This is a genomic window from Brucella sp. TWI432, assembly GCF_039674445.1.
GTDB lineage: Bacteria > Pseudomonadota > Alphaproteobacteria > Rhizobiales > Rhizobiaceae > Brucella > Brucella chromiisoli.
Map to the genome: position 1 here is coordinate 1 of NZ_JBDJNL010000067.1, position 603 is coordinate 603.

The window sequence follows — 603 nt, forward strand, 5'->3', positions numbered from 1 at the left end:
TCGCACCGGCTTGATCAGTTGTTTCAGCTTGCCATGATCCGCCTCAACAACGTTGTTCAGATACTTAACCTGCCGGTGGACGAGATCCTCCGGGCATTTGCCTTCGGTCTTGAGTTGGGCAATCGCGATGCCGTAGGTCGGCGCCTTGTCAGTGTTGATAGTGGTCGGCTTTTCCCAATCCTTCAAACTATTCAGCGCCTTGCCCAGAAATCGCTTGGCCGCCTTGGCATTGCGGGTCGGCGACAGATGAAAATCGATCGTGTTACCGAACTTGTCAACCGCCCTATACAAATAAGTCCATTGCCCGCGGACCTTCACATAGGTTTCATCCACACGCCAGCTCGTAGATCGTGGACGGCGCCAGTGCCAGCGCAGACGCTTTTCGATCTTCGGGGCATATTTTTGAACCCAGCGATAAATCGTGGAATGATCGACTGCCAAGCCTCGTTCGCCCATCATCTGTTCAAGATCACGGTAGCTGATACCGTAGTGACAATACCACCTCACTGCCCAAAGGATAATCTCACCCCGAAAATGGCGCCACTTGAAATCAGACATTTCCTGCTCCTGTTTCTCAGAACAGGTTATTATCTGCCAATCAAT

General features: G+C 51.7%; 1 protein-coding gene. It reads right to left on the reverse strand.

The window, feature by feature from the left end:
* Nucleotides 1–558: IS6 family transposase (locus ABE527_RS21635; RefSeq protein ID WP_499698261.1), on the reverse strand; the 558-nt coding region annotated here is incomplete at its 3' end.
* Nucleotides 559–603 lie beyond the last annotated feature (45 nt).